Raw genomic sequence first — 1275 nt, 5'->3', positions numbered from 1 at the left:
TCATGCACTTGTAGGTGGTGTATCTAGCGTCTTGTCAGGAGGCAAATTTGGCCATGGATTTATTGCGGCTGGCTTTACTAAAATGGCCATGGGCAATGCCGGCTTTAATATGAATAACCGCACATTGCCAGCCGTTGCCGGGCGGACAGCGGTGGCAGCTATTGTTGGTGGTACAGCAAGTGCTATTACCGGCGGTAAGTTCTCAAACGGTGCAAGAACAGCGGCTATGATGCATTTGTTGAATGCTGAGGGGAGAAGAATCAAGCAAAGTACACCACAAGAAAAGATAATTGCAAATTTGAAAAAGTCAACTTTACAACTTGAGGCCAGTGTCACGATTGCGGTGGGGGATTATGGCACAAAATTAGCTATTGGATTATCTATAGACGAAACGGGTGTACTAGGTCATGCTTCTGTAACTGGATTTGATGAAGGGAGTGGTGTCTTTGTTGCTGTGGAGGCGGGTGCGACCCCAGGGATAGATACAGATAATTTTATTCCAGCTGATGACACGACTGGTAGTTCCGTATCAAAGCTTGAAAAACTTGCAGCTGCTTTGGGCGTTGGTGGCAGCGCTGAGTTTGGTCATGCTAGGGACGGAGCTAGTTTTAGTGGGGGAAAAATTAATGCTGGATTAGGGTATATGGACATGAAAGGAACAACTTACACCGGCTTTCTTAGGATTTGGTAATTTATGAAACAGATGATGATAATTATGGCGGTAGCGGCTTTCTGTATTTTACTCTTGCTGCCATCTTTTGGGGTTGTTGCGTATATTATATTAGTTTCAACGGTACTATTGATGTTAAGGAAGGCTCAAAATAATACTTTTTTAGAGGAGCTAAGGAGGAACGCACTAGTTTTAATTTTAAGTACTGCTTTTTCCATTGGTTCATATATTGCGATTGGCAGTGCATATGACTTGCCTGTGTGGGTTATTATTTTATATGTCTACGCGTACTATTCAATTAACTCGCTATTTTCCATGATTTTTGGAAAGTTGATTTCCAAAGTGAAAAATAAACTATTTACTTTGTAATGTTGAGTTAGGGAAAATATAAAAGACATCCAATCTAAAGCCCCTGCACCCGCTGGGGCTTTTCTGTTTTTGGTCGTATGTCACCAACAAGTTGCAGGGAAAATATAAAAGACATATATGGACGCTCCAGCGATGTCAAGCCGAGAAGGCCTGCGAGATAGCGCATTTTCGTTATCTCGTTCGTTATTTTACCCGCTTTGCCATGCCTGATGTTTGGTCCAGTCCGCTATAAATGT

The 1275-nt window shown here is 42.4% G+C and carries 2 protein-coding genes; both read left to right on the top strand.

Features of this window, described 5'->3' with window-relative positions; genetic code table 11:
• On the top strand, positions 1 to 691 hold a 691-nt coding region (locus MHN33_RS23750), incomplete at its 5' end, for a hypothetical protein (RefSeq protein WP_239401955.1).
• Positions 692 to 694: 3 nt separating this feature from the next.
• The gene (locus tag MHN33_RS23745) at positions 695 to 1039 is read left to right on the top strand and encodes a hypothetical protein (protein ID WP_239401953.1); all 345 of its coding nucleotides are present in this window, start codon (positions 695 to 697) and stop codon (positions 1037 to 1039) included.
• Positions 1040 to 1275 lie beyond the last annotated feature (236 nt).

Origin of the sequence: Pseudoalteromonas sp. OOF1S-7 (assembly GCF_022347765.1) — a bacterium.
GTDB lineage: Bacteria > Pseudomonadota > Gammaproteobacteria > Enterobacterales > Alteromonadaceae > Pseudoalteromonas.
This window is presented reverse-complemented; position numbering and strand designations above follow the sequence as displayed.

What these genes read in the sequence shown, in the direction of transcription:
- MHN33_RS23745 (WP_239401953.1), top strand. Translation starts at nt 695, where the DNA reads ATGAAACAGATGATGATAATTATGGCGGTAGCGGCTTTCTGTATTTTA.